Raw genomic sequence first — 25,938 nt, forward strand, 5'->3', positions numbered from 1 at the left:
GCAGAGACAGACGTACGGGCGTAGAGGCGAAGAGACGTGAGACATGGCACGCGGCAAGCTTCGGATCTACCTGGGCGCGGCACCGGGCGTCGGCAAGACCTACGCGATGCTCTCCGAGGCTCACCGCCGCATCGAGCGGGGCACCGACTGCGCGGTCGCCTTCGTGGAGCACCACGGCCGGCCGCGCACCGAGGTGATGCTGCATGGGCTGGAGGAGATCCCGCGCAGGGAACTGGCCTACCGGGACGCCGTCTTCACCGAGATGGACGTCGACGCGGTGCTGGCGCGTCGCCCGCAGGTCGCGCTGGTGGACGAGCTCGCGCACACGAACATCCCCGGCTCGCGCAACACCAAGCGCTGGCAGGACGTGGAGGAGCTGCTCGCCGCCGGCATCGATGTCGTCTCCTCGGTGAACATCCAGCACCTGGAGTCGCTGGGCGACGTCGTCGAGTCGATCACCGGCGTACGGCAGCAGGAGACCGTCCCCGACGAGGTCATCCGGCGCGCGGACCAGATAGAGCTGGTCGACATGTCACCCGAGGCGCTGCGCCGCCGGATGGCGCACGGCAACGTCTACAAGCCGGACAAGGTCGACGCGGCCCTGTCCAACTACTTCCGGCCGGGCAACCTCACCGCCCTGCGCGAGCTGGCGCTGCTGTGGGTGGCCGACCGGGTCGACGAGTACCTGAACCAGTACCGCAGCGAGCACCGGGTCTCGAGGATCTGGGGCTCGCGCGAGCGGATCGTCGTCGGCCTGACGGGCGGTCCGGAAGGGCGGACGCTGATCCGGAGGGCCGCGAGGCTGGCCGAGAAGGGGGCCGGCGGCGAGGTGCTCGCCGTCTACGTCACCCGCAGCGACGGTCTCACGTCCGCCTCGCCGAAGGAGCTGGCCCTCCAGCGCACCCTGGTCGAGGACCTGGGCGGGACCTTCCACCAGGTCGTCGGCGACGACGTCCCGGCGGCGCTGCTGGACTTCGCGCGCGGGGTGAACGCCACGCAGATCGTGCTCGGCGTCTCGCGCCGCAAGAGCTGGCAGTACGTCCTTGGGCCCGGCGTCGGCGCGACGGTGGCCCGGGACTCCGGCCCCGACCTCGACGTCCACCTGATCACCCACGACGAGGCGGGCAAGGGCCGGGGCCTGCCCGTCGCGCGGGGCGCTCGGCTGGGGCGCTCGCGCATCCTCTGGGGCTGGTTCGCGGGTGTCGCCGGCACGCTGCTTCTGACGCTGCTGCTGACCCACGTGGACGCCGACCTCGGCCTTACGAACGACATGCTGCTGTTCCTGACGCTGACGGTGGCGGCGGCGTTGCTGGGCGGCCTGCTGCCGGCGCTCGCCTCGGCGGCGTTCGGGTCCATGCTGCTGAACTGGTACTTCACGCCACCGGTGCACCGGATCACGATCGCCGACCCGAAGAACATCCTCGCCCTGGTGATCTTCGTGGCGGTGGCCGTGTCGGTGGCGTCGGTCGTCGATCTGGCGGCCTGGCGTACCCACCAGGCGGCCCGGTTGCGGGCCGAGTCGGAGATCCTGTCCTTCCTCGCGGGCAACGTGCTGCGCGGTGAGACCAGTCTGGAGGAACTGCTGGAGCGGGTGCGTGAGACGTTCGTGATGCGGTCCGTGGCCTTGCTGGAGCGCGAGAGCGACTCCGCGCCCTGGACCGTCGCGGGTTGCGTGGGCCCGGACGCACCGACCGGACGTCCCGAGGACGCCGACGTCGACGTACCCGCTGGCGACCATATGGCGCTGGCCCTCTGCGGGCGGGTGCTGCCCGCAGAGGACCGCCGGGTGCTGGCTGCCTTCGCCGCACAGGCGGCCGTGGTCGTGGACCGCCGCCGCCTTCAGGAGGAGGCCGACCGGGCCAAGGTGCTCGCCGAGGCGAACCGGATGCGCACCGCGCTGCTCGCCGCGGTCAGCCACGACCTGCGCACGCCCCTCGCGGGCATCAAGGCGGCCGTCACCTCGCTGCGGTCGGAGGACGTCGCCTGGTCGGAGCAGGACCAGGCCGAACTCCTGGCCGGCATCGAGGAGGGCTGCGACCGCCTCGACCACCTCATCGGGAACCTGCTGGACATGTCGCGGGTGCAGACCGGCACCGTGGCGCCGCTGATCCGGGACATCGACCTCGACGAGGTCGTCCCGATGTCCCTGGCCGGTGTGCCGGAGGACAGTGTGGAGCTGGACATCCCCGAGACGCTGCCCATGGTCTGCGTGGACAAGGGCCTGCTCGAGCGCGTGGTCGCCAACGTCGTCGAGAACGCGGTGAAGTACGGCCCCGCCGAGGAGCCGGTTCTCGTATCCGCCAGCGCGCTCGGCGACCGTGTCGAGGTCCGGGTCGTCGACCGCGGCCCCGGCGTCCCCGACGAGGCCAAGGACCGCATCTTCGAGCCCTTCCAGCGGTACGGCGACGCCCCGCGCGGTAACGGGGTGGGCCTCGGCCTCGCCGTCGCCCGCGGTTTCGCCGAGGCGATGGGCGGCACGCTGCGCGCCGAGGACACCCCCGGCGGCGGTCTCACCATGGTCCTCAGCCTCCCCACGGCCGACAGCCCACAGGCGGTGTCGGACCTCTCCGCCTCGACCGCCTCGTAGACACGCCTACGGCGATCCGGCCCAGGCGAGACCGACATGCCTGCCGCAGGAGCCTCCCGTCAGGCAAGCGGGGCGCATACGGTGGAGTGGTGCGCGAGATCACCGAAGCCGCTCTCCGCTTCCCCACGGCCACGTTCACGGCCGCGCTGGTGCTGGTCGTCGGCTTCTGGGCGCTGATTCTGCTGGACCCGTCGGCACACGACCGGCCCGCCCGCCGACCGGACGCCGCCCCGTCAGTCGTGCGCGCGACCCCGGTCATCGCCGAGGCATCCCTGGTCATCGCCCTCGCCTGGATCCTGAGCCTCGGCGGCTCTGTGCTGCCGCGTCCCCATGAGGCCGGCCAACGGCGCGAGCACAGCCAAGGTCGCGGCGAGCGACGGCAGGACCGACCTTGCCCGCTTCTCCTCGCTGCACGACATCGTGGCGACGATCCGCAAGAACGCCACCCCGACCGGCGGCAGCACCGGCACCGGAGTCGCCGTGGTCGACGCGGCCGGCGACGGCGTGAAGACACTGAAGGTCTTCTCCAAGGGGAACGCCCCCGTCATCAAGACCACCATCGACGCCTCCCTCCAGGAGGTGGCCGAGACCACGGTCAAGGACCCCCACCTTCAGGACAAGCCTGCCGGGACGGTGGCGCTGGACTGGAGGACCGGTCACATCCTCGCGATCGCCCATACCGGCGCGGACGGCGACATCGCTGTCAACGGCATCAAGTCGCCGGGCTCCACCATGAAGATCATCACCTCGGCGGCCCTGTTCGACCGGGTGGGCCTCACTCCGAACAGTCCCGCCCCGTGCACGGACTCGCTGATGGCCAACGGCCAGCTGTTCCACAACGATTCCGGAGTGCGGGCCAATGGGGCCTCCACCCTCGCCCAGGCGTTCACGGTCTCGTGCAACACCGCCTTCATCAAGGACGGCTTCCACTACCTCGTGCACGACGGAGATGCCTCGGCCCTGCACGACGAGGCCGTCAACGCCTTCGGTATGGGCAGCTGGTCCATCGGCGGCGGGGTCGCCACCACCGACCCGAGCATCCCGGCGGACGTCCAGGGCGGCGACCAGGCGGCCCAGTTCATCGGCCAAGGCCAGGTCACGGCCACCCCGCTGTTCATGGCGTCCGTGGCGGCCACGGTGCGGGGCGTCGGCTTCAAGCAGCCGATCATCCTGCCCGGGCAGCACCAGGACATCGCACCCCGGCCCATCTCCGCCCGCACGGCCGGCTACCTGCAGTCGATGATGCGGAACGTGGCCACCAGCGGTACCGCCGCACCACGCCTCCGCGGTCTGACCGGCGTCGGCGCCAAAACCGGCACCGCGGAGGAAGGCGACCACACCAACGGCTGGCTGACCGCGTACAACTCCCGCATCGCCGTCGCCGCCTTGGTCGAAGGCGGCAGCTCCGGGGTGGACTCGGCCGGATACGTCGTCCGGCACCTGCTCACCGGCAGCTGACGCCTCGTCGGCAACGACAGCCGCAGCCGGGGCGCGGACCGTTCACGGGCTCGGCGGTTCCACCGTCGCGCACCTGTTCAGCGGTGGTCACCTCCCGGATCCTTGCAGCCGGGGAAACGGGCGACCAGGACACGGCAGCGGTAGACAGTCCGCCCCGGTCCGGCGCTGAGGTACGGCGCTCTGGCGCTCGGTGCGCGGTACTCCTGGGCATCGCATCTCCGGGTCGGTCGGCGGCCGCGACGAGGCCGCTCCGGTTCCCGCGGGTCAATGTGCTGCCTCTACTCGGGGCCTGCGCGCGGGCCGAGCCTCGCCGCACACGGGAAGGCGATGCTTGAGCCTCGCTGGGGCGGTGCTGTGAGTGGCTGGTGAATGGCGCAAAGCAGTCACAGGAGGTGCTCGATCTGCCTCAACTCCCGGCGGGCGCGGGGCAGATCGGTGCGATGCCGGTCGAGGACGACGTAGAGGAAGAGCCCTTCGTGTCTTCGGCGGGTCAGGGGCCGGATGAGGTGGTACTCCGTGTCCAGCGTGATGAGGATGTCCTCCAGCCGTGCCGGTGCGTAACCGATGAGCTCCATGGCCGAGAGCTTGGCGCGTACGACGTCCGTACCGCCGCTCGCGGCCCTCGTGAGGTCGAGTCCGTCCGGCTCGCCGAGAGTGCCGAGCGTCATACGGCTGACGTAGTCGACGACCGCCACGCCGAGCGCTCCGTCGAGGCGCATCGCCCAGTGCATTGCGATGGTGATGGCGGACATGGCAGCAGCCCCCTCGTAGCACGGCACGATCTTGCCCTCCGGCCGTCTTTGCATTGTGCCACGATGCGCCCCTGAGTCGGGCTACTGCGTGAATGCCTGGAGAACGAACCACTGTCACCGCAGAGAGCTGGTTCAGGTCGGCTATCAGGGCCTGGAGCCACCGGGCGACATCTTTGACACTGGAGCGATGGGAAGAGGGAATAAGAAGAAGCTGGCGACCGGGGCCGGCCAGGGAACTGCTCCCGTCACAGTTGTGCGACCCGGTGGAGGCGGTCGCCCGCTGGCGGACTGGGGGACCTCCCCTGACCCTGAGCAGGACAGACGCGAGCAGCGGGAAACCATTCGCCGCTTGTTGCGCGACGGGCAGGTGGAGACGGTCGAGTCCATGGCCGCCGGCGGCACCGTGGACGCCAAAGCGCGGCTCGCCGAGTACTACGCCGAGCAGGGACAGTGGGAGAAGCTCTCGTCGCTCTGGGCCAACCGCCACACCCCGCCCCTGGTGGTATTGCTCCGCCTCATCATCGAGCCTGGTGAGATGCCGCTCGAAGGCGCGGTCAAGATGTGGCAGGTTCGGATGCTGGCCCACGAGGAAGAGGCATTCCAGCACGTGATCGACGTGCTGCACGAGCAGGACCGAGCCGACCATGCCATCGACGTACTGCGCGACGCCGCCGGCACTCCGCCCGCTTGGCGGCAGCGGCTGGACTGGGCGGAATGGCACCTGCTGGTGCGGATGCTGCTGCGTGCGGAGCGGGTCGTCGAGGCACTGGCCATGGCTGACGATGACACCACCCGGTCCTGGCTGGCGCCCGTTCTGGCAGAGCAGGGACGCGTCGACACGTTGCGCACCCTGATGCGCCCGGGAGACACCGGCTTGGCCCTGCATTTGGCCCGTACCCTCGCCGACCATGGGCGGCTCGAGGAGGCCGCCGCGATCATGATGCAGCGCATCGACGCGGACGAGGAGTACGCCTACGAGTGGACGATCAAACTGTTCGTCGAACTGGGAGAGAAAGAAAGGGCGTTGAAGGTGCGCCGACATCGGGGCCACAAGCTTCGCTCGCCCATCGACAAATCCGACTTCGAGCTCGCCCAGCTCCTGGACCAGCAGGGACGCCATGAGGAAGCCATCGACATACTGCCCCGCGACGGGCGCGCACCGCGACAACTGGCGGAGCTGCTCGCGGGCATCGGCCGTATGGAGGAGGCCATGGGAGTGCTCGACGCCGCGCAGAATGACATCAGGTGGAAGTACGTCACCGACGAACTAGCCGAGCACCAAGCGGCTATCCTCGTCCGGTATGACCGGGTCCGCGAACTGCGGGACCGCGCCGCAAACGGCCGCCCGGCGCACCGGGAGATCATGCGTTCCCACGTTCACACGCGCCCAGGCGCCGGGATAGAAGCGCAGTACGACCGGTGCTCGGGCGAGCGGCCGTCCAGCGCCACGAAGTCACTGAAGCGGTCAAGGCGGGTGGGAAACGGCATGCCAGAGATCACGCACTTCGACACGGACACGGCCCCGGAGTCCGTGGTCCGGCTGTTCTGGCGTCAGGGCGTGGCCGCGACCAGGCTCCTGGACCCCGTCGCGGCGACCGGGCTCAACCGCTTGAGTCCGTACGCCATGGTCGGCGGCAACCAAGAACTCTACCGGGCTGCAAGAGCACCGTCATCCGCCCCTCGCGCTCCCGGAGGCGCTCGGCCAGCCCTTCGTCGTAAGCCATCACCTGCCGCCTTCCGGGTCGGTGAGTCGGCGTTCGAGGTCATGCAGGTCCTTGGTGAGACTGGACCGGACCCGGCGGGACATCAGCGGCGCCGCCAGGCGAAGAAGACCGCCCGGGCCGCCGCGCACCCGGATGCCGACCAGGATGCCGTGCGCGTGGGTCTCGAAGGTGTAGGTGACGTGCATGGGGGCGGCCGTGGCGATCATGTCCAGCAGTCCTGGCGGCTCGTGTGCGGTCACGCGCAGCACGTAGTCGATGCGCCGGCCGAGAAAGTACGCCGTACGGGTCACCTCGGCGCCCACTCCGAACCCGCCGCCGTCCGCTTGCCGGGTCAGCTCCGCCTGCCGAATACCTTGAGTCCGCTCGCTGTCATGACGCCAGTCCACAGCGGGACTACGCGCCGCACCGTCACGTCGATTGTCACGGGGCCAGGATCCCAGCCGACGTCCCCGTGCGTACGACATCGGTCGGAGCGATGACGGATGTCGGACAAAGCGCGACAAACAGAGACCGACGCGAGAAGCTGCGGCTGGTCCGTCCAGTCCCGGGACGAAACGCCGTCTCGCGCGCAAGGGGCCGCCGTGAACGCCACCGACGACAGTTACCGCTTCGACGACTCACCGCCCTCTTCATCAACTGCACCCTCAAGCCATCGCCGCAGCGGAGCCACACCCAGGGGCTGATCGACAAGAGCGCGGAGATCATGATGGCGCGCGGGATCACGACATCCGAGATCCGCGCCGTCGACCACGACATGGCCACCGGCGTCTACCCCGACATGACCGGGCACGGCTTCGCGAGGGACGAGTGGCCGACGCTGTACGAGCAGGTCATGGCCGCCGACATCCTGGTTATCGCCGGACCCATCTGGTTGGGTGACAACAGCTCGGTCACCAAGAAGGTGATCGAGCGGCTCTACGGCTGCTCTGGGCTGCTCAACTCCGCGGCGCAGTACGCCTTTTGCGGCCGCGTAGGCGGCTGTCTGATCAGCGGCAACGAGGACGGCGTCAAGCACTGCGCGATGAAAGTCCTCTACAGCCTCCAGCACCTCGGCTACACCATCCCGCCGCAGGCCGACGCCGGCTGGATCGGACCGGCGGGACCGGGACCGTCGTACCTGGACCCCGGTTCGGGCGGTCCGGAGAACGACTTCACCAACCGCAACACCACCTTCATGGCTTGGAACCTGATGCGCCTGGCGGCGATGCTCAAGCGCGCCAAGGGCGTCCCCGCCCACGGCAACCAGCGCTCGGAGTGGACGCGGGCTGCCGCCTCGACGCACCCAACCCGGACTACCGCTGACCTCTATGCCTTCAGTGGCACCCCGTGCTCGTCGGCGAAGATGCGCCGGCACTGACCGTTGCAGAAGCCGTGGAGCGTTCCGTCGACCTCCAGGGTGAGGTCGGTGGTGTTCAGGTCGACGGTCATGCCGCACACCGGGTCGATGACCGTGCCGGGCGGCAGGTCGTCGGTGGGCAGGCGGGCGATGGTGTCGCGGTGCGGTGCGGTCATGTGCTGGATCAGGTCGAGGCTGCCCATGGGACGTCCGTACAGGCCGAGGCTGCCCTCGGCGATGCCGGCGACCTGGACCAGGGCGTGCGGCCGGTCCCGGAGCCGGTCAGGGTCGCGGCCGGCCTCCGCCTCCGTCTCGGCGAGGGCCTGGGTGAGGCGGTCGATGGCGTGGGCGCTCATCTCCTTTCGCCAGGCGGCCGGTGCGCTGACGCGGATCAGGTAGCGGGGCGGGTCGGCGGGGTCGACCGGGTGACGGTCTCCGGTGATCCAGGCGGCCGGTTCGTGGATGAGGACCTGGGTGAGGGCGCGCGCGGAGTCCATGACGGCTTCGGCATGGGCGTCCTCGGCGCCCATGAGGGCGTCGATGAGCCGCTTGCCGAGCCGTTGGCGCCGGGCCTGATCGAGGACGCCTGCGGGGGCGAAGAGTTCGATGACAATCATGACTTCATGCTCGGTCGGTGGGCCGATGCTGTCGTCGTACGCGGGGAGCGGTTCGGGGTTACTCCGAGAGCAGTAGCGGACTACTTCGGCAGGAGTACGGGATCCCTCCCTGACCCGTGGCGCATGCGGTTGCGGGTCCTGATCCGGAAGATGACCAGCCCGATCGCGGCAAACCCGGCCGCCCAGCTCAGGCCAAGGGCGAGGTGGCCCCACAGCGCGGTGTTCCCGAAGGAGCCGCCGACGGCGAACTGCATGGGCCCGAAGGAGGGGAACCATTGCAGGACGGGCTTGTTGGCGAGCGGGTTGCCCAGCGGGTTCTGCAGAAAGGTGTCCATCAGCCCGCCCATGATGATCAGGAAGAAGCCCTCCAGGTCGTGCTTGACCAGAACACCGAGGAGCAGGCCGAGCGCGCCGTAGGTGAGTGCGATGGCGGTGAAGCCGGCGAGCACGGCGAACCAGCCGCCGGGATCCGGACGCCAGAAAGGAAGCATCGCGAGTGCGGTATAGAAAGCGATCGCCGCGGCGACCACGGCGACGGCCAGGGACTTGGCCCCGATGAGCGTGGACTGCCGGTATCCGGCGAACACCAGGCGCCGGTCGAAGGCGAGGGCCTTGCGGACAGCGTCGAAGACGACGAACCCGGCGATCATCGTGACGGAGTTGAGGCCGGCCGAGATCAGGGTCAGATGGCCGCCGTCGACGTGCAGGACCCGGCCGGTGGCGTATAGCTTGAAGTTCAGTGGCGTGTGTCCGGCCAGGGCGTCCATCATCAGGTACCAGGCGGGGACGAAGAGGACGAGCAGCAGGGCGGCGAGCCGGTTGCGGGTCTGGTCGCGCACGCAGAAGCGAAGGGCGGTGGGGAACTGGCCGTACAGCGGCCGCAGTCGCAGTGTGTCAGGCACCGACACGGTGGTCCCCCCTCGACGTCGTACGCGGGGTGAGCCGTCCGTCGGTCAGATCGGCCAGCAGATCGAAGCGGTCCTGTTCGAACACGAGGTGGGTGATGACCACGGTGGCCCTGCCACGGGCGCGCAGGTCCTCGACCAGGTCCCAGAACCGCAGGTAGGTCTCCCAGTCGAAGCCCTGGTAGGGCTCGTCGAGGAGGAGGACGTCCGGGTCGTGCAGCAGGGCCAGGGTGAGGTTGAGCTTCTGCCTGGTGCCGCCGGACAGTTCGCCGGCGAGGGACGCTTCGTACTGCTCGTAGCCGAGGAGGCGGATGAGTTCACGGCCGCGGTCCAGGTCGGGCAGGCGGTGGGCGGCGGCGAAGTAGCGCAGGTGCTGCTGCACGGTGAGGCTCGCGTTCAGGACGGGATCCTGCGGGCAGTAGCCAAGCGTCCCCGAGAGGGTGACCTCGCCGTGGTCCACGGGCAGGGTGCCGGCCAGGATTCTCAGCAGCGTCGACTTGCCGGCGCCGTTCTCCCCTACGACGGCGACGAGCTGCCCGGGATCGACGGTGAGGTCGGCGCCGCGCAGGACGGGGTGCCTGCCGTAGGATTTGTGGATGTCGTGGGCCTGAAGTACGGCTGTGGGTGCGAGTGTTGAGCCGGGCGCCATGCGCAGCCTCCCTAGGGTGCATCTCCTTGTGGTTCCGGTGGTGCCGCGTTCAGCCCGCCCGCGTAGATGCTGAGCATTTCCGGGGCCCAGCGGGTCATGCCGTCGGCTGACAGCGGGTCCGTTCCGAGGACCTCGGCCAGGCGGTCGCGCAACAGGAACAGGGCCAGGTCGTTGGAGAGGAGCAAGGCGGCGCGTACCGCAGGGTCCCGACCGGGGGCGGCCAGTCCCGCTGCCGCCAAGCCCTCCAGTGCGGCCCTGCTCAGCTCGTACAGGCGCCGGAACAGTAGCCGCGCGGCGTCCGTGTCGGACAGCAGGAGTCGACGCAGGTAGCTGGGCAGCGGTGAGTCGTCGGGCAAGTGCCGCGCGAACGCCTCGCTCAGCGAACTCGCCCCGGCCCCAGGATCGAGCAACTCCGCCCCGCCATCGCCTGTGAGTTCCCCGAGCATTGCTTCGAAGACGTCCAGGACGTACTGGTCGACCTCCTGCCGCAGGCCCTCCTTCGAACCGAAGTGGTGCATGACCAGCCCTGGCGACACCCCGACGGCGGCAGCGATCTGCCGCATCGTCACCGCCTCCGCCCCACTCGCGGCGAACAGACGCAGAGCCTCGTCACGGATCACCGCGCGGGTGGTCCGGTCGTCGCGGATTGAACGCATGTACAGAATGCTAAACGAGTGTTCAGTCGCTGTCCAGGGGTGAACGTGTCCATGCATCGGCGGGGCTGTGCCGGTGTGGGTCGGATGGGGTAGGGGAATGGTCGCGTTGGGCCGCGTCCGGAACCACCTCCTCGGATTGTTGTGAGGTGGTGCTGCCGGGCGGGGCGCCGGGAATGCCTGCGTGACTGGACGCGCGGCAAAGGGCCCCGACAGCCATGAGCACCGCGGCGATAGCGGCCACGGACCAGCCAGCCCGCCGGCACCGGGCCGGACCGTCCATGTCGCGCCACGCCGGGCCGGGCCACTGGTCCTCCGGCTCCCAGACCTCGCCCACCGTGTCCCACGAAACCGGGCCGGGCTCGTTGGTCGCGTTCTCCTGGGATGCCAGGCGTTCACTCTTTTCGTCAGCCGTACGGGGACGCGCTTCGGCCATGCGCTCCCGTGCGGAGAGCTCCCTGGGTGCGCGGGCCCGGATGGCGTGTTCGGTGTCCTCGAGGAACTTTCGCCATACGGCGTCCGGGACGGATGGAACACCGCCCCTGTCGCCCGGCGTTCCATCCTGGCCTGCTGCGTCTGCTGCCACGGCGTGTCTTCCCCCGATTCTCCTCGGCCAAATCCGTTCCGCGGATCGCGGCTCACCGCGAGAATCGGCAGAAACTGCGCGGCGTGCGCCCACGGGCGACAGTCATGTGCCAGGGGCCGTGTAGGCGGTCGGTAACGTCGCCCCGCTTCCGACAGCGTGCCGATCACTCCTGGGCGCTGGGCGATACCGACCGCCGACTCGGCCCCCGAGATGCAAGTTTTGCACAATGCAAAAACAGATGCCCAGAGGCTTGAGGTGATTTTGGCCCGGCGTTGAATCTGCTTGGCGGAGGAGATTCACCGCACCCGATACCCGGGAGCCGCATCCAGGCGCACGAACGGGATGGCCCTGCCGGCTTCCCGGAACGCGGCATCGGTGCCCTTTGACGGCAACTCCATGGAGGCGCACAGGTGTTGGGCGGTCCGGGGGCGCCGCCGAGCGTAGCGGGCCATGATCTCGGCGCCGTCGTCGGAGGTAAGGAAGCGGGCCCTGACGGCGTGGCGGCGGTCGAGTCCCGTGACGCGGTCCGTGTGATGGAGCAGGAGCAGCCGGCCACCGAAGACCCATCCGAGCCCGCGGCGGAAGAGGGGTATCGGCAGGCGGGCGAGGAACCGCCGCCGGCACACGGGGAGCGGGGGCCCTTCCGATGGGCCCTGTCTATGGGGCATCTTCGCCTTCCAGGGGCGGACATGTCCGCTCTCGACCCTCCATTGGGTAAAGGGTTGAGCCGGGAGCCCCTTCCTCACGGGGACCTTTGCATAGTCTAAAGGCAGGGAGGGGTGCCTGTGCCAGAAGTGATCGGGCGGCTCATCGTATGTGCTGGAGCGTTTGTGGAGGTCGCATGACGGTGGAGACGCCGACACCGGGTTCTGCGGTGCTTTCCTTCATGCCGGTGGCGGCGATGGCGGTGGTGGCCGGGGCGGATGTCGTCGCCGGGCCGGGGGTGGGGCTCCTGCCGCTGGTCTCGCTCGGGCCGGCGTTCTCCGGGCTGGTGGGTGGATGGCGGCGCACGGCCCTGATCGGCGTGGTGGCGCTGATGCTGTGTGTGGCGCTGGGGCTGTACGACGGGCTGTTCGAGGAGCGCCGCGGTTTCACCGCCATGGCATCGGTGGCAGGTGTCACCGGCGGGGGTATCGCGGCTGCTTTGACGCGCTCGCGCCGGGAGGCGGAGTTGGCCAGTGTCCGCTCGATCGCGGAGGTGGCGCAGCGGGTGTTGCTGCGCCCCGTGCCGCGGACCGCTGGCCCGCTGCAGGCGGCGGTGTCGTACACCTCGGCGGTCGCGGAGGCGCGCATCGGCGGGGACCTGTACGAGATGGTGGCCTCCCCGAACGGGATCCGGGTGATCGTGGGCGATGTGCAGGGCAAGGGCCTGACCGCTGTGGAGACCGCCGCCGTGGTGCTCGGTGCTTTCCGGGAGGCGGCCCATGAGGAGCCCGATCTGGTCGGGCTGGGGGAGCGGCTGGAGCGCAGTGTGGCCCGGGATCTGGAGGGGGAGAAGTTCGTCACCGCCGTCCTCGCCGAGATCGGTTCGGACCACGGAGTCGTGTTCCTCAACTACGGCCACCCGGCCCCCATGGTCGTACGCCGCGACGGCGCGGTCGACTTCCCGCAGCCACTTGCATACGCCCTCCCCCTGGGACTGGGTGTCCACGACAGCGAAGGGCCCAAGCCCTATCGGGTGGATTTCGCGCCCGGCGAACAGATACTGCTGTACACCGACGGGGTCACCGAGGCCCGGGACTCGGACGGCTCCTTCTACCCTCTCGGTGAGCGGGCGGGCCTGCTCAAGGAACCCGATGCCGGCCGTGCTCTGGAAGCACTGCGAGAGGACCTGGTCCGGCACGCTGGCGGTCCGCTCCACGACGACGCCGCCATGCTGTTGCTCCGGTATCACGGTCATGGGGAAGGAAAATCTGTTCCCATCGGGTGAGTGAGCAGCGACTTCGGCAAGGTAGAAAGGACGTATGCCGGAGCGTGAGAACCCTGCGGGGACGATGGACGACGTCGATGCGGTCACCAGTGCGGTGCTGACCGCATCCCGCCTGCTGGTGGCGGTCTCCGCCCACTCCCTTGCCGAGGTCGAGGATCGGGTGACCCTGCCGCAGTTCCGCATGCTGGTCGTGCTGTCCACCCGCGGTGCCACCAAGCTGGTGACCCTCGCCGACCTGCTGCAGGTGGCGCCGTCGACGGCCATGCGGATGGTCGACCGACTGATCGCGGCCGGTCTTGCCGTCCGGCAGACCAACCCGGACAACCGCCGCGAAACCCTGCTGCAGCTCACCGACGAAGGCCTGCGCACCGTCGAGGACGTCACAGCCCGGCGCCGCGCGGAGATCGCCGCCATCGTCGAGCGGCTCTCTCCGATCCAGCGCCTGGCGCTCGTCGAGGCGCTTGGCGCCTTCAACAAGGCGGGAGGCGAGCCCCCCGCCTCCGCCGTGGACGATCCGGAACCGCACCCTCTCGGCTGGGTCGTCGACGGTGTGACGGCACACGACGCGTGAATCGCCTCCTTCGGGCCGCCGCGATTTTCCGGGCTGCTCTTCTCTCAACGCAGAAGGTTTTGCATAATGCAATGGAAAGGTGAAGGGCTCTGCCGAACTCCGGCAGTGCTGACGAGGTGAAAGCCGGTCCAACCGCGGGGCACGTCCCCGAGTGGTGGCTGGCAGACGGATGCGGGGGTGTGACGCGCGTGCGTCGCAAGGGTCGGCACTCGTCCCCCTCCCAGCCTCGCCTCATGGAGCATCTGCGGACTTCGGTATGGGGCCCGGCGGAGTTCGTCGGGCGGCCACCCTGGTGGCTGGTGGGGGAGGGGCTCCTGGCGGCAGTACTCGGCGCCGGGGCGATCGTCGGTACGGCGCTTTTCGGTGCCTGGACGGGCAGGCTCTCGCTGGCCGACGGCGAGGCGGGTCTTGTGTGCGCCGGAGCCCTGGCCCTGTATCTGTCTTTTGCCGGGGCCGGACGCGCACTGGTCGGCATCGTCGCGTTGCTCGGTATGTGCCTCGCGCTGCAGGCTCCGCAGGCCGCGGCAGGCATGGTGCTGGCGGAACGGGGGCGGGTGCAGTCCGTGGTGGTGACGTCGGTCGAGGACGGCCGGGCTTCGGACGGCTCCCCTGGCCGGTACCTGTGTTCGGTGGTGGACGCCGACGGTGTTCCGCTCAAGGTCCGCATCTGGCGTGGCTGCGGGAAGACGACCCGGCCCGGAGACGCGCTCGCCGTCGTGGACGACCCGGAGGGACGGGTGCCCCCGCGCGGTGCGCAGACGGGGCCCAGTGCCTCCGGGGCGCTGTTCGACATTGGCCCCTGGATCACAGCCCTCGCAGCCGCGACATTCCTCGCTGTCGTCCGCTCCTACCGGCTCTCCTACCCCGCCAAGACCTGAAATCCGTCCGGCAGCGGTCAGGCAGACCGCGGTGATCAGCGGGCCGACGGGCTGGGTGCCGGGGAGGCGGTGTTGATGTTCAGGTCGGGACGGGGGGTGAGCACGGCGACCGGGGCGCCGGGTTGGGCCGCGGGTGGGGTGAGCTGCTCCTTGGGGAGTTTGGGCGGAGTGGTCTGCTGGAAGTTGACCTGGTCGAAGTTCACGACGCCGGTCTTCTCCAGCACGGTGATGTGGTCCAGGACGGTGTCGTTGGCCAGGTCGGCGAGCTGACGAACGAGCGTGTTCTTGGTGCTTGCGCGGATCTTGGCGATGGTGGGGAAGATCTGGCCGTGGGTGACGCGCATGATGTTGGCGGCGGTGGTGTCGAACTGTTTTCCGGACTCGGCCGCCGACGTCTGCACGAACTGCTGCTGTTGCGGGGTGGCCTGGTTGGGCAGCGTGATGTTCAGCTCGGGGGCGATCTTGCGGCACAGCTCGTCGAGCCCGGCATGACCGACGACCAGATGCCTGCCTGCCTCGCGCATCTCGGCAGTCGACCCCTTCTGGATCGCCAGCTCGCCCAGCGGGTACTCCCACAGCCCGGCTGAACGCACCTTGACGACGAAGTCACGGTCGCCTTCGGTGAGCGGGCCGTACTGCGTGCTGGCGATGATCCGGTTCGGGTCGCTGGACACCTTCTGCACGCCGAGCATGGCGGGGTAGGCGAGTGCGCTGAGGGTCAGTGCCAGCGCGCCGAGCACGACGACGGATCCGGCCTTGTTGTGTGAGATGGGCATGCTGCCTCCAGACGCGAGCGGCTTGTACGTCCAGAGGTACGGGCAGGCCGGACGGGCCGATCATTGCGCTGGGTAAAATTTGCATGCCGGTGTGCCGTGCGTCGCATTGCTGAGGTCATCCGACGGTGGGAGCAGGGGACGCCGACGGCGTCGTGGCCGGACCCGTCGGTACGCCCCCGGTCGGCAGTCCGGGGGGCACGGTGAGAGTGACCATCGGTGCTCCGGGCTGCGGCACCGGAGGTGTGACCTGGCCGGAGGGGAGCTTCGGCGGGGTCGTCTCCTGGAAGTTGACCTGGGCGAAGTTGACCAGCCCGGTGTTCTCCATCTGCGTGATGTGGTCCAGGACCACGTCGTTGGCCTGGTCGGCCAACTGACGCACGAGGGCGTTCCGGGTGGTGGAGCGGATCTTGGCGATGGTGTTGAAGATCGAGCCGTGAGTGACACGCAGGATGTTGGCGAAGTCGGAGTCGAACTGCTTGCCGGTGTCCGACTTGAACGTGTCCAGGAAGCCCTGCTGCTGCGGTGTGGGCTGGTTGGGGATGGTGATGTTCAGCTCCGGGGCGATCTTGCGACAGTTGGCGTCGAGCGCGGCGTGCCCGATGACCAGGTGCCGCCCGGCCTCGCGTACGGCCGCCGTCGTTCCCTTCTTCATCGCCAGGTCCCCTGAGGGGCCCTCCCACAGTCCGGCGGAGCGGACGAAGACGACGAAGTTGCGGTCGGCTTCGGTGAGTGGCCCCCATTGCGTGCTGGCGATCACGCGCGACTGGTTCGTGGACGCGTTCTGGATGCCGAGCATGCTCGGGTAGGCCAGCGCGGCGAGCGTGACGCTCAGGGCTCCGCCCACGAAGACGGTTCCGATCGTGTTGCGAGAGATGGGCATGGCGCCTCCCGGTTTGGACGGTGGGTACGTCGGCAGGTACGGCCCCGCAACGGAAAGAGAACCCTTGCCCCAGGTAAAGCTTGCACTATGCCAAGCTGGGTGAGAGAAGCCGCCGATCATTGATGGTCCGCGCAGTCGCAGAGTGTTCGAGGGAGGGGCGGTATCTGTGGGGCAAGTGATGCGCCGATACAGCGAGGGAGGCGGCGCGCCTGTGGAAGTCGGTGACATGGGTGGCCGAACCGTTCGCAGGAGCCGGATACGGGTGACCATCGGAGAAGAGCGGATCGGAGCCGGGGAAAGAGACCCGGCCGGCGGCAGGAGCAACCTCGCTGTGGTGGCCGGAGACGTGTCGTCCGACGCGATCAAGTTGTTCAGGCAGCGGGTGTCGTCCGGCAGGCGCGGTTTCGGCGTGAGGCGGTATGTACGGCGTCCATGCCCGCGGTCGGCGTGCGGCCTGTTCGCGTCGCTGTCCTGGAGGGCCTGGGTCTCGTGCTGTTCAGTGCCTTTTCTGATACCGAACAGGTCCCCTTCGAAAGCCTGGACCGGCACGTCGGCCTGGCGCGGTGACTGTGACCCCGATGTTTCTGACCAGCATGGTGCCGCCCGCACAGATCACGTCGGCCGTGAGGGCCTGGTGCCGGGAGGTGCCACCGGCCTTGAGGGTCCTGCAGTTGGGGAGCTGGGTGTGTCGCCACCGAACATGTCGGTAGAAGCGTCGATCTTCCAGGCGATCGTGACACAGGCCGCCCGGGCGACCATTCGCCCGCGATGTCATCGAGCATGCACGCGGCGCCGCAGTGGCTGATGGCCTTGGCGGGGGCCGACCCCCCTGGGGCGGTTCCGACGGGTGCGGGCCGCCCCCCTTGCGTTCACCGGGCTGGATGTGTGGCGAGCGTGGCCTGGCTGACTCGGCGCATGCCGGAAGCTGTCACGTCGTCCTGGGCGCCGAGCTTGCGCAACAGCACCGCCAGCGCGGTCTGCAGGACCATCGGGGGTGGTTCTGCGGCCGTCACCTCTCGTGCAGGCGCGCCGCCGCAACGCGCCCCGGCCGCATGATGCGTATCTTGCTGCTTTCGCAGGCGGGGCAGCGAGGCGACTGCAAGGGTGAGGGCACGAGTCTGGCGCCGAGGTGGTAGACGGCGGTAATCCGCGCGTGCTCGTCCACGGTCACGTCGACGTCGTACGTGTCCTCCCAGCCGTGTCCGCAGTCGAGGCACGCGAACGAGTAGGAGCGCTGGACGTGCTCTGTGTGCATGGCCCACCTCCTCGTGCGATCGGGATGTCCGGACTCTCTGTACCCATTTTTGCACAGTGCAAAAGCAGGCGGTGGCTGGAGTCGCCTCCTGATGTCGTCAGGGAGTCGGGTGGACCGCGCGCAGCGCGCTTTGGTGGCTGAGCCAGCCGACCGGTTTCCCCTGCTCCGAGTCGAGGACAGGTACCCCCGTTCCGGCAGCTGACAGGAGGGCGTGCAGTGCCTGGCCGAGAGGCTGGTCGGCAAGTATGGGCGCCGGAGTCTCGGCGAGCTGTCCGACCTGCGTCGGCGCGTCTTCCGGCTGTTCCGCGAGTGCTTCGGCCACTGCCTGCGCGGTCACGACACCGGTGTACCCCCCGACGTCGTCGACGACCGGGAGGGCGCCGTGGCCGGACAGGCTCAGCAGGTCGGCGGCGTCCGCAAGGGCCGTTGACACAGTCAGCGGTGAGGGCAGCGGTTCCATGACGGCGCTGACGCGCTGGGTGCCGATGCGTGCGCCGGGGACGGGGCCTTCGAGGTCGATGCCGCGCCGGCGCAGCTTGAGGGTGTAGATCGTGTCGTGGGTCAGCAGGCGGCTGGTGGCCGTGGCCAGGACGATCGCGAGCATCAGCGGCAGGATGATCGAGTACTCGCCGGTGAGTTCGAAGAGGATGACCACGGCGGTGATCGGCGCGCGGGCCGCGCCGGCGAAGACGGCGCCCATGCCGACCAGCGCGTAGGCGCCCACCGCACCGGCGGAATGGGGCAGCAGGTGATGGACGCCGATGCCGTATGCCGAGCCCAGCATCGCGCCGATGAACAAACTGGGGGCGAACACCCCGCCCGAGCCGCCGATGCCGATGGTGAGGCTGGTCGCCAGCATCTTGCCCGCGAGCAGCAGGAGCAGGAAGCCGACCGCGTACTGGCCCTCGGTCGCCTTCTGGAGCACCGGGTATCCGACACCGTACATCTCCGGAAGGACCAGCAGCACCAGGCCGAGCGCGAGGCCGCCGACCGCCGGGCGCAGCCACTCCGGACCGCGCCAAAGCCAGTCGCAGGCGTCCTCGATCAGATACAGGAACCGGGAGAAGCCCACGCCCACCGCCGCGGCGCCGACGCCGAGCACGGCGAAGAGGCCGTACTGCGCGAGATGGTCCACGTGGAAGTCCGGAAGGCTCAAAAAGGCGCTGTTGCCGAAAGCGGCCCGCCCGATGATGCTCGCGGTGACGCTGGCCAGGACCGTCGCCCCGAAGGCCTCGGCGCTGAAGGTGCCCAGAATCAACTCCATCGCGAAGAACACGCCGGCCAGTGGGGCGTTGAAGGTGGCCGCGATGCCACCCGCCGCACCGCAGGCGACCAGCAGCTTCATCCGGCCCTCGGTCGCCTTCGTGACCCGGCCGAGCGTGGAGCCGAGAGCCGAGCCGATCTGCACGATCGGGCCCTCACGGCCCACCGAGCCGCCCGAGCCGATGCACAGGGCGGAGGCAAGCGTCTTGACCACGGCGACCTTGGGGCTGATCCGCCCGCCGCGCTGGGCTACGGCCAACATCACCTCTGGCACCCCGTGCCCGCGCGCCTCCTTGGCGAACCGGTTCACCAGCGGCCCGTACAGCAGGCCGCCGATCACCGGGGCCAGGAGCACGAAGTACGCGCCGAGCCACGGCACGTGCGGGTTGTCCGCGCCGGGGGAGGCGGCGTAGTCGGCGTGGCCGGAAAAGAGATGTGTGAAGGTCTTGATGCACCAGCGGAAGACGACCGAGCCCGCGCCGGCCCCGGCGCCGACCGCGACGGCGAGTGCCATCAGCCCCCGAGGGACGTTTCGAAGTCCCGCGAACCTTGGTGCGGGTGTGAAGCCATGAGTTGTGCTGCTGGACACGTGCTTCCCGTCGGTTGCTGCCGGTACGACGCTCATCGCCACCCCTTCCCTGCTTTTGCATTATGCAAAACTAGTCAAGGGTGCGCGTCACAGGCCGTCGTCCGTCGATCGGGGCCGAAGGGCCCCTGGGGGCGCGGGCCGCCTCGCAGGAGAGTGAGCGCACGCACGAGCCGCGGAGGCGAACGGTGAACGATCGCACTTCCCCACCCTTGATCGTGGTAGGTGTCGACGGGTCCGAGGCCAGCCGGGCGGCGCTGCGCTGGGCGGCCCGCCAGGCCGAACTGACCGGTGCGCAGCTACGCCCCGTCCAGGCGTGGCGGCTGCCGACCACGTACGGCATGCCGGCTGACTACTCGGACACCGACTTTGAGAAACAGACCCGCGACAACCTGCGGCGCACCGTCGAGGAGACACTGGGAGAGCATCCGGATCTACCCGTAGACCCCCGGGTCGTCGAAGGTCATCCGGCGGCAGTGTTGACCGACACGGCGAGGGAGGCCGACCTGCTGGTCGTCGGCAGTCACGGGCACGGCGCCTTCGCCGGAATGCTCCTCGGTTCGGTCAGTCACCACTGCGTGCACCACGCCACCTGCCCAGTCCTGGTCGTCCGGGCCGGCAACGCCTGACTTTGCCGCCAGGGTCAGTCGGCTTCGGCGTGTGCCTCGACGTCCTCGATCCCGCTGGGGCGTCCGGCCCGTGTCCACCGGACGTACAGTCCGGCCGCGATGAGCAGGGTCGCCGCGAGGGAGAGCATGGGCCAGCCGCGCAGCAGGTTCACTGCGAGGGTGAAGGCGACGGCCGCGGCGGCCAGGCCGTTGACCCAGGCCAGGGCCGTCTTGTGCTCGCGGGTGGCGAAGCGGGCCATGGCCGCCAGCCCTACCAGGAAGCTCACGAACACCGCGACGGCGTAGAAGAGCACCAGCTCCTGTTCCTGGCCCGCCGCGGCCACGATGATCAGGGCGGCGGCGGCCAGGTAGACCACGACAGACCAGTACGGGGTGTGGTGGTGGTTGGTGCGGCCCAGCACCGGCGGCAGTACACCGGGCCGCTCGGCCGTGCCGGACAGGGCTTTGAGCAGTCCGGGTCCGGCCTGGAAGGAGGAGCTGGCGGCGGCGAGCAGCAGCAGTGAGCTGGTCAGCTGGAAGGCGCCGTAGAGCAAGCCCGGCCCGGTGGCGGCGTGCGCGATGTCGGCGATCTGGGTGGAGTCGGCGCCGGGGATGCCGATGTGGAGCCGGACGGCGAGTGCTGTCAGGGCCAGGGTCAGGCCGCCGACGATGACGAGCAACAGGGCGAGCGTGCCGCGGCCGAAGCGGCGCCGATGGGTGTCGTCGAGTTGGGCGAGCTGGGCGATCGCGGTGGAGGGGGCCTCGATGCCGGTGGCCAGTGCCATGGCGACCGGAAAGGCCAGGACCACGGCGAGCACGGCGGAGCGTCCGGGGTCGGTCGTGGCGGCTGCGTGCCCGGCGGCGTGGGGCGAGGTGAAGCCCAGGACGAGGATGGCCACGGAGATGACGACGAAGGCCACGGTCATGAACGCGAAGAGCAGCCGTCCGCCGTGCCCGAACCAGGTCAGTCCCGCCACCACCACGAGAAGCAGCAGCGCCAGCGGTATCCGCCAGGCCGCCAGAGCGGGGAACAGGGCGATGACCGCGCTGGCCGCCGCGGCGATCGAAATACCGATGGTCAGGACGAAGTCGACCACCAGGGCGCCGATGGGCAGGAACGTCCAGCGGGCGCCGAAGGCTCGCCCGGCCGCAGCTGCCGCGCCGCCGCCCTTGGGAAAGCGCCGCACGAGCTGCCAGTAGTTCGCGGTCACGACCACGACCAGTCCGATGACCAGGCTCATCGTCGGCAGCAGCAGGGCCAGGTCGCCGTGCAGGGCGCGCAGCGCCGCCTCGATCGCGTATGCCACCGAGGAGACCGGATCGGCGATCACCGCGAAGGCGAACGCGAAGAAGAGAACCGAACGGCGTGGGCCACGGCCGCGCGCGGCGGGTGACGGGGCGGCTGTGACGGCGGCAGCCGACTTCGAAGGGGTCACGCGAAGACCTTCCTTGATGTCCTTGCGGACGCTTCATCCAGGCACTTCGCCGACCCGTCTTCCCGGCACACCGCTGTCGATGCTACGTCAAGAAGCCGTCGAGACGGCGTTAGAAAGGCATCAAGATTCCCGGGTATCGGTCCGCGTGACCAGGCTTCTTGCCGAAAGCTTTGCATAATGCAAAAGTATATGACGGGATGAACTGCCGGTGAGCTAAAGAGGCGAGGTACCGATGAAAGCAGTGATCTGCGGGGCCGGTATCGCCGGACTGGCGCTGGCCGGCCGCCTGCACAACGTGCTCGGCTGGGAGGTCGTGGTGCTGGAGAAAGCGCCGCAGCCCCGCGCCGAGGGATGCATGGTCGATTTCTCCGGGCCGGGCTACGACGCGGCCGAGGCCATGGGTGTGCTCCCCTGGCTGGAGGAGCTGAGCTACCCGGTCTCCGAGGCGGCCTTCCTCGACGAGGACGGCCGGTGCCGGGCTCGGCTCGACTACGACCGTCTCGCCCGCTCCGTGAACGGGCGCCTGCTGAGCATCATGCGGCCGGACCTCGAACTCGCCCTGCGGGAAGGGCTGTCCCTTGCCGTCGGCCTTCGCTTCGGCGTCGGCCCGGCACGGATCGACCCGAGCACCTATGGCGTCCGCGTCACCCTCACCGACGGCAGCGTCCTCGACGCCGATCTCCTCGTGGGAGCCGACGGTCTCCACTCCACCGTACGGGCCATGGTCTTCGGCGAGGAACAGCGATATGTGCGTTACCTCGGCTACCACACCGCCGCATTCACCTTCGATGACCCGTACGTGCACGCGGAACTGGGCAACCGCTTCTGCCTCACCGACACCGCCGAGCGGCAGATGGGCCTGTACGCCCTGCGCGACGGCACGGTCGCCGCGTTCGCCGTCCACCGCAGCGCCGATCCCCGCCGCCCCGACGACGCACGGGCCGCCTTGTACCACGAGTACGGCACCCTCGGCTGGCTCGTCCCTCGCGTCCTGGCGGCCTGCCCGCCGCCCCCGAGGGTCTACTACGATCAGGTCGCCCAGACGGACCTGCCCTCCTGGAGCCGCGGGCGGGTCGTGCTGGTGGGTGACGCCTGCCAAGCCGTCTCGCTCGTGGCGGGGCAGGGTGCCTCGCTTGCGATCGCCGGCGCCTATGTCCTGGTCGACCAGCTCGCCGGCGCCCGCCGGGTCGAGGACGCGCTGCACGGCTACGAGCGCATATGGCGCCCGGTCATCACCGACAGACAGCGCGCTGCCCGCCGAACGGCCCGCTGGTTCGTCCCCGAATTCCGGCGGCACCTGCGGGTCCGCCGTGCCGCCCTGCGCTTCGTCGGCCTGCCGGGCCTGAGCTGTCTCGCCGGCACTTCGCTGACGGGGAAGCAGCGGCCGCTTCTGCGGCAACTCGCCGCAGTGCCCGCTTAGCCGAGCCAGGGGCATGACACCGTTCCTGGCTCCAGGAACCCGCAGCTGCAGACGGCTCGGTGCCGTCGGCCCCACACCTTCGAGAGGTACTGATGCGACCACCCTCACGGCCCGGCCCCGGCATCGTCACTGCCCGGCTGCGCCACGCGCTGAACAGCGCCGACTGCCGACTGCTCGCCGACGTCCTGCACCCGAACGTGTGCTGGCACCCGCCCGACGGGAACCGGCTGTCACATGCGTTCCCAGGTTCTCAGACGTTGCCGACTTCAGTCCATTGACCTCCAGAAGGCGCTTTCGGGAGTTGACTACCCTGCCGACCGCGACCACCTGGTCGGTGCGGCCCGGGACAACAACGCACCCGACGGCGTTGTGAACGCCCTCTCCGAGCCGAGCGAGGAGGGCTACGAAACCCCGGCAGGCGTCAGCAAGGCCGTGTTCAGTCACAGCTGACGTGCACCGGGTGCCGATTGCCTCCGTGGGACTCTTACGTACTCGTCGCACGGAGGCATCGTGCCCGACCAGCGAGTCAGCGGTTGATGCGGTGTGTCGGACTGCCGAGCCGGTTGCCGGCACTGGTTTCCCGGTCGGACGCGAGAGCTGTCGCCACGTCCCGGGGATAGGTGCCCAGCACCGCCAGGGTCAGCAGGCCGGCCGCTGCCAGTGGCACGAGACGGACGAGGAACGCCGTCTGGAGACCGTCGGCGGACCCGTGGTCGAAAATCTGCGACGACAGGAAACCGAACAGTAGGCGCGGCTGGACTCGGCCCCAGACCGTACCAGTGGCCAGTGACCTCATCGGGCACGGGGGATCCCCGCTCTGTTCGTCCACTGGGAGCTGTACACGGTCGTGGCGCTGGCCGTCACTGGTCTGATGCTCGTGCAGAGCGCCTTCGAAGCCGGGCCTCTGCGGATGTCGCTGCCGGCGCTCACCGCCTCCGAACCGCTCGTCGGTATCGCCGGTGGCATCGGATTCCTGGGCGACCGTCTGCACACCGACGTGTTCGCGCTGGCCCGGCAGGCAGCGGGCCTGGCCGCCATTGTCGCCGGTGTGGTCCTCCTGGCCCAACACCCGGCGCTGCCGGGGCGCACGGACGCGGGGGAGGAGCAAAGGCGCAAGTAGAACGGCAAGGGCGGTGCGCTCTCTGCCTGGCGCACCGGCCCACTCGGGCGAATCGTCGCGGACGAGCGTTTACGAGCGACGCGGTGAGGCAACCCCATGGCCGACCGTTCGTACCTCCAGCTCAGGAGAAGGCCATGACCGAAGTCGCCGACTACGTGCTGCAGCGTCTGACCGAGTGGGGCGTGAAGCGCGTGTACGGGTACCCGGGGGACGGGATCAACGGGTTGCTGGGTGCCTTCGACCGGGCCCAGGGCGACCCGGAGTTCATTCAGGTACGGCATGAGGAGATGGCCGCCTTCATGGCATGTGCACATGCCAAGTTCACCGGTGAGGTCGGTGTGTGCACGGCGACGTCGGGTCCTGGTGCGGTACATCTGCTCAACGGGCTGTACGACGCGAAGCTGGATCACCAGCCGGTGGTGGCCGTGGTGGGCCAGCAGAAACGGCTGAGCCTGGGGGCGCATTACCAGCAGGAGATCCCCCTGGACCGGCTGTTCGCGGACGTGTCGGAGTACTGCCAGATGGTGGTGCACCCGGGGCAGGCGCGGCATGTGATCGACCGGGCGTTCAAGACGGCGCTGACCATGCGCGGCGTGGCCACGGTGATCATTCCGGAGGACGTGCAGGAGGAGGACGCCCAGCCCTCGCCGCCGAAGATGCACGGTTCGGTGTTCTCCAGCGTGGGCTGGAGCCGCCCCCGTGTTCTTCCCGACCACGACGAGTTGCGCAAGGCCGCCGACATCCTCAACGAGGGCAGCAAGGTCGCCATGCTGATCGGACAGGGCGCGGCGAAGGCCCAGGAAGAGGTCGTCGAGGTCGCGGAGCTGTTGGGCGCGGGGGTGGCCAAGGCGCTGCTCGGGCGCGAGGTGCTGCCCGACGACCTGCCGTTCGTCACCGGTCCGATCGGGCTGCTGGGCAGCAAGGCCAGCGACAACATGATCCAGGACTGCGACACGCTGCTCATGGTGGGCAGCAGTTTCCCGTACTCGGAGTGGCTGCCGGACGAGGGGCAGGCGCGGGGCGTCGAGATCGACATCGACGGGCGGATGATCGGTATCCGTTACCCGATGGACGCCCACCTGGTCGGGGACTCGAAGGAGACACTGAGCGCCCTGATCCCGATGCTGCGCCGCAAGGAGGACCGCGGCTGGCGGGAGAAGATCGAGAAGGACGTCCGTGAATGGAACGACCTGTGCGACCGGTGGGCCGCCCAGCACTTCGACAAGACGATCAATCCGCAGGCCGTGGCCGCCGAATTGTCGTCGCGGCTGCCCGACGGCGCCATCCTGACCGCCGACTCGGGCTCGGGCACCAACTGGTGGGCCCGGCATCTGAAGCTGCGCCAGGGCATGCAGGCGTCCCTGTCCGGAACGCTGGCCACGATGGGGCCGGGCACGCCGTACGCGATCTCGGCGCGGTTCGCCTACCCGGACCGGCCGGTGATCGCGTTCGTCGGGGACGGGGCGTTCCAGATGAACGGCATGAACGAGATGATCACCGTCAAGCGGTACCTGGAGCGGCTGTCCGGGCCGGCGCCGTTCATCTTCTGCGTCTTCAACAACCAGGACCTCAACCAGGTCACCTGGGAGCAGCGGGCCATGGCCGGCGACCCCAAGTACCCCGGCTCCCAAGAGATCCCCGACGTCCCCTACGCCGCCTATGCCGAGCTGCTCGGCTTGAAGGGCATCCTGTGCACCGAGCCGAAGAAGGTCGGCGCCGCGTGGGACGAGGCCCTGGCCAGTGACCGGCCGGTGGTCCTGGAGTTCAAGGTCGACAACGAGATCGCCCCGATCCCGCCGCACATCATGAAGTCGCAGGGCAAGAAGGCCGCCAAGGCGGCGCTGCACGATCCGGAAAAGGTCGGGATCGCCACCAAGGGCGCGCGGCAGAAGCTGACCGAGTACGCCGAACATCTGCCTGGTCGGGGGAAGAAGTGACCGGCGTTCGG

22 protein-coding genes and 2 pseudogenes are annotated in these 25,938 nt (G+C 69.3%); 12 read left to right on the forward strand and 12 right to left on the reverse strand.

Annotated features, from left to right (window positions below; all coding sequences use genetic code 11):
• Nucleotides 1–43: 43 nt before the first annotated feature.
• Both FBY22_RS10145 and FBY22_RS10150 read left to right on the forward strand, forming a co-directional pair.
• The gene (locus FBY22_RS10145) at nt 44–2,587 is read left to right on the forward strand and encodes an ATP-binding protein (RefSeq protein WP_142144298.1); all 2,544 of its coding nucleotides are present in this window, start codon (nt 44–46) and stop codon (nt 2,585–2,587) included.
• 330 nt (nt 2,588–2,917) lie between these two features.
• A complete protein-coding gene (locus tag FBY22_RS10150) occupies nt 2,918–4,045 on the forward strand; it encodes a penicillin-binding transpeptidase domain-containing protein (protein WP_260844772.1) in 1,128 nt (375 codons plus the stop codon).
• Nucleotides 4,046–4,428: 383 nt separating this feature from the next.
• Here the strand turns inward: FBY22_RS10150 and FBY22_RS10155 are convergent, their stop codons facing one another.
• Entirely contained in the window at nt 4,429–4,797 is a 369-nt protein-coding gene (locus FBY22_RS10155) for a hypothetical protein (RefSeq protein ID WP_142144300.1), read from the reverse strand.
• A gap of 349 nt (nt 4,798–5,146) precedes the next feature.
• Between FBY22_RS10155 and FBY22_RS43850 the strand changes: the two genes are divergently transcribed.
• The gene (locus FBY22_RS43850; protein ID WP_160159864.1) at nt 5,147–7,000 is read left to right on the forward strand and encodes a tetratricopeptide repeat protein; all 1,854 of its coding nucleotides are present in this window, start codon (nt 5,147–5,149) and stop codon (nt 6,998–7,000) included.
• A gap of 102 nt (nt 7,001–7,102) precedes the next feature.
• Nucleotides 7,103–7,823: pseudogene (locus FBY22_RS10165) on the forward strand (flavodoxin family protein).
• Nucleotides 7,824–7,826: 3 nt separating this feature from the next.
• On the opposite strand, the gene FBY22_RS10170 reads toward FBY22_RS10165, so the two are convergent.
• From FBY22_RS10170 to FBY22_RS10190, 5 genes are all read right to left on the reverse strand, one after another.
• Nucleotides 7,827–8,474: a YHS domain-containing protein gene (locus FBY22_RS10170; protein ID WP_142144302.1), complete on the reverse strand. Its 648-nt coding sequence runs from the start codon at nt 8,472–8,474 to the stop codon at nt 7,827–7,829.
• An 80-nt stretch (nt 8,475–8,554) separates the two neighbouring features.
• Nucleotides 8,555–9,376: a hypothetical protein gene (locus FBY22_RS10175; RefSeq protein ID WP_260844773.1), complete on the reverse strand. Its 822-nt coding sequence runs from the start codon at nt 9,374–9,376 to the stop codon at nt 8,555–8,557.
• Nucleotides 9,369–10,028, reverse strand: a complete 660-nt coding sequence (locus FBY22_RS10180; protein ID WP_142144306.1) for an ABC transporter ATP-binding protein — start codon at nt 10,026–10,028, stop codon at nt 9,369–9,371. Before FBY22_RS10180 ends, FBY22_RS10175 begins: the two co-directional genes overlap by 8 nt.
• Before the next feature lie 11 nt (nt 10,029–10,039).
• Nucleotides 10,040–10,684: a TetR/AcrR family transcriptional regulator gene (locus FBY22_RS10185; protein WP_142144308.1), complete on the reverse strand. Its 645-nt coding sequence runs from the start codon at nt 10,682–10,684 to the stop codon at nt 10,040–10,042.
• An 879-nt stretch (nt 10,685–11,563) separates the two neighbouring features.
• The gene (locus FBY22_RS10190; RefSeq protein ID WP_399210845.1) at nt 11,564–11,893 is read right to left on the reverse strand and encodes a hypothetical protein; all 330 of its coding nucleotides are present in this window, start codon (nt 11,891–11,893) and stop codon (nt 11,564–11,566) included.
• Nucleotides 11,894–12,108: 215 nt separating this feature from the next.
• Between FBY22_RS10190 and FBY22_RS10195 the strand changes: the two genes are divergently transcribed.
• The 3 genes from FBY22_RS10195 to FBY22_RS10205 all read left to right on the forward strand — a co-directional run bounded on the left by FBY22_RS10195 (nt 12,109) and on the right by FBY22_RS10205 (nt 14,646).
• A complete protein-coding gene (locus FBY22_RS10195; RefSeq protein WP_142144312.1) occupies nt 12,109–13,197 on the forward strand; it encodes a PP2C family protein-serine/threonine phosphatase in 1,089 nt (362 codons plus the stop codon).
• Between the two features lie 34 nt (nt 13,198–13,231).
• Nucleotides 13,232–13,768 (forward strand): MarR family winged helix-turn-helix transcriptional regulator, encoded by a 537-nt coding sequence (locus tag FBY22_RS10200; RefSeq protein WP_142144314.1) that lies wholly within the window; start codon nt 13,232–13,234, stop codon nt 13,766–13,768.
• Between the two features lie 233 nt (nt 13,769–14,001).
• Entirely contained in the window at nt 14,002–14,646 is a 645-nt protein-coding gene (locus FBY22_RS10205) for a hypothetical protein (RefSeq protein ID WP_142144315.1), read from the forward strand.
• Nucleotides 14,647–14,681: 35 nt separating this feature from the next.
• Here the strand turns inward: FBY22_RS10205 and FBY22_RS10210 are convergent, their stop codons facing one another.
• From FBY22_RS10210 to FBY22_RS10225, 4 genes are all read right to left on the reverse strand, one after another.
• Nucleotides 14,682–15,422, reverse strand: coding sequence for a DUF4142 domain-containing protein (locus FBY22_RS10210; RefSeq protein WP_142144317.1), 741 nt, complete (start codon nt 15,420–15,422; stop codon nt 14,682–14,684).
• A 115-nt stretch (nt 15,423–15,537) separates the two neighbouring features.
• Nucleotides 15,538–16,302: a DUF4142 domain-containing protein gene (locus FBY22_RS10215; protein ID WP_142144319.1), complete on the reverse strand. Its 765-nt coding sequence runs from the start codon at nt 16,300–16,302 to the stop codon at nt 15,538–15,540.
• Between the two features lie 1,009 nt (nt 16,303–17,311).
• Nucleotides 17,312–17,557 (reverse strand): hypothetical protein, encoded by a 246-nt coding sequence (locus FBY22_RS10220; RefSeq protein ID WP_142144321.1) that lies wholly within the window; start codon nt 17,555–17,557, stop codon nt 17,312–17,314.
• A gap of 97 nt (nt 17,558–17,654) precedes the next feature.
• Nucleotides 17,655–19,334 carry a chloride channel protein gene (locus FBY22_RS10225; protein WP_174267118.1) on the reverse strand — a complete coding sequence of 560 codons (1,680 nt, stop codon included), beginning with the start codon at nt 19,332–19,334 and terminating at the stop codon, nt 17,655–17,657.
• A 260-nt stretch (nt 19,335–19,594) separates the two neighbouring features.
• Between FBY22_RS10225 and FBY22_RS10230 the strand changes: the two genes are divergently transcribed.
• A complete protein-coding gene (locus FBY22_RS10230; protein ID WP_174267119.1) occupies nt 19,595–20,035 on the forward strand; it encodes a universal stress protein in 441 nt (146 codons plus the stop codon).
• Nucleotides 20,036–20,049: 14 nt separating this feature from the next.
• Here the strand turns inward: FBY22_RS10230 and FBY22_RS10235 are convergent, their stop codons facing one another.
• Nucleotides 20,050–21,450, reverse strand: a complete 1,401-nt coding sequence (locus FBY22_RS10235; protein ID WP_142144322.1) for an amino acid permease — start codon at nt 21,448–21,450, stop codon at nt 20,050–20,052.
• A gap of 232 nt (nt 21,451–21,682) precedes the next feature.
• Here FBY22_RS10235 and FBY22_RS10240 point away from each other — a divergent pair, with 232 nt between their 5' ends.
• Together FBY22_RS10240 and FBY22_RS10245 are read left to right on the forward strand one after the other, a co-directional pair.
• On the forward strand, nt 21,683–22,870 hold the full coding sequence (locus tag FBY22_RS10240; RefSeq protein ID WP_142144324.1) for an FAD-dependent monooxygenase: 1,188 nt from the start codon (nt 21,683–21,685) through the stop codon (nt 22,868–22,870).
• A 234-nt stretch (nt 22,871–23,104) separates the two neighbouring features.
• Nucleotides 23,105–23,320, forward strand: a complete 216-nt coding sequence (locus tag FBY22_RS10245) for a DUF2795 domain-containing protein (RefSeq protein WP_142144326.1) — start codon at nt 23,105–23,107, stop codon at nt 23,318–23,320.
• Between the two features lie 76 nt (nt 23,321–23,396).
• Here the strand turns inward: FBY22_RS10245 and FBY22_RS10250 are convergent, their stop codons facing one another.
• Nucleotides 23,397–23,666, reverse strand: coding sequence for a hypothetical protein (locus tag FBY22_RS10250; RefSeq protein ID WP_142144328.1), 270 nt, complete (start codon nt 23,664–23,666; stop codon nt 23,397–23,399).
• A 9-nt stretch (nt 23,667–23,675) separates the two neighbouring features.
• On the opposite strand from FBY22_RS10250, the pseudogene FBY22_RS10255 reads away from it, so the two are divergent.
• Nucleotides 23,676–23,990: pseudogene (locus tag FBY22_RS10255) on the forward strand (hypothetical protein); the annotation flags it as partial.
• Between the two features lie 134 nt (nt 23,991–24,124).
• A complete protein-coding gene (locus FBY22_RS10260; RefSeq protein ID WP_142144330.1) occupies nt 24,125–25,927 on the forward strand; it encodes a thiamine pyrophosphate-requiring protein in 1,803 nt (600 codons plus the stop codon).
• Nucleotides 25,928–25,938: the final 11 nt, after the last annotated feature.

The organism is Streptomyces sp. SLBN-31, assembly GCF_006715395.1.
Classification (GTDB): Bacteria; Actinomycetota; Actinomycetes; order Streptomycetales; family Streptomycetaceae; genus Streptomyces.

Coding starts and splice junctions, on each gene's coding strand:
- FBY22_RS10145 (WP_142144298.1), top strand. CDS start 44: ATGGCACGCGGCAAGCTTCGGATCTACCTGGGCGCGGCACCGGGCGTC.
- FBY22_RS10150 (WP_260844772.1), top strand. CDS start 2,918: ATGAGGCCGGCCAACGGCGCGAGCACAGCCAAGGTCGCGGCGAGCGAC.
- FBY22_RS10155 (WP_142144300.1), bottom strand. CDS start 4,797: ATGTCCGCCATCACCATCGCAATGCACTGGGCGATGCGCCTCGACGGA.
- FBY22_RS10170 (WP_142144302.1), bottom strand. CDS start 8,474: ATGATTGTCATCGAACTCTTCGCCCCCGCAGGCGTCCTCGATCAGGCC.
- FBY22_RS10180 (WP_142144306.1), bottom strand. CDS start 10,028: ATGGCGCCCGGCTCAACACTCGCACCCACAGCCGTACTTCAGGCCCAC.
- FBY22_RS10185 (WP_142144308.1), bottom strand. CDS start 10,684: ATGCGTTCAATCCGCGACGACCGGACCACCCGCGCGGTGATCCGTGAC.
- FBY22_RS10195 (WP_142144312.1), top strand. CDS start 12,109: ATGACGGTGGAGACGCCGACACCGGGTTCTGCGGTGCTTTCCTTCATG.
- FBY22_RS10200 (WP_142144314.1), top strand. CDS start 13,232: ATGCCGGAGCGTGAGAACCCTGCGGGGACGATGGACGACGTCGATGCG.
- FBY22_RS10205 (WP_142144315.1), top strand. CDS start 14,002: ATGGAGCATCTGCGGACTTCGGTATGGGGCCCGGCGGAGTTCGTCGGG.
- FBY22_RS10210 (WP_142144317.1), bottom strand. CDS start 15,422: ATGCCCATCTCACACAACAAGGCCGGATCCGTCGTCGTGCTCGGCGCG.
- FBY22_RS10215 (WP_142144319.1), bottom strand. CDS start 16,302: ATGCCCATCTCTCGCAACACGATCGGAACCGTCTTCGTGGGCGGAGCC.
- FBY22_RS10220 (WP_142144321.1), bottom strand. CDS start 17,557: ATGCACACAGAGCACGTCCAGCGCTCCTACTCGTTCGCGTGCCTCGAC.
- FBY22_RS10225 (WP_174267118.1), bottom strand. CDS start 19,334: ATGGCACTCGCCGTCGCGGTCGGCGCCGGGGCCGGCGCGGGCTCGGTC.
- FBY22_RS10240 (WP_142144324.1), top strand. CDS start 21,683: ATGAAAGCAGTGATCTGCGGGGCCGGTATCGCCGGACTGGCGCTGGCC.
- FBY22_RS10245 (WP_142144326.1), top strand. CDS start 23,105: ATGCGTTCCCAGGTTCTCAGACGTTGCCGACTTCAGTCCATTGACCTC.
- FBY22_RS10250 (WP_142144328.1), bottom strand. CDS start 23,666: ATGAGGTCACTGGCCACTGGTACGGTCTGGGGCCGAGTCCAGCCGCGC.
- FBY22_RS10260 (WP_142144330.1), top strand. CDS start 24,125: ATGACCGAAGTCGCCGACTACGTGCTGCAGCGTCTGACCGAGTGGGGC.